This is a genomic window from Photobacterium sp. R1, from assembly GCF_054600795.1.
Genome location: NZ_BAAHZP010000875.1, coordinates 1 through 243 on the forward strand (window position 1 = coordinate 1; position 243 = coordinate 243).

Genomic DNA, 243 nt, shown 5'->3' on the forward strand with positions numbered 1-243 from the left:
GCATGAACGGCCGGATGATGCCACCGGCTGGCTGTTGCTGGGCCGAATCGGCATGGCAAACCGTGATATTGAAACAGCCCAGGGCGCAATGAAGCGTGCCCTGGATCTGGCGCCGAATGATCCGAGTCTGCAGCTGAGCTATGCACAGACCCTGATGATGGGCGGACAGCCAGGCCAGCTTCAGCTTGCCCGTAATATGCTGACGCACTTGCTGGAGCGCGATCCTGACAATCTGCAGGCATT

Annotated in this window: 1 protein-coding gene; it reads left to right on the top strand. The window is 59.3% G+C overall.

Annotation, left to right across the window (positions count from 1 at the left end):
- On the top strand, positions 1 to 243 hold a 243-nt coding region (locus ACYP03_RS27570; protein WP_459782879.1), incomplete at both ends, for a tetratricopeptide repeat protein.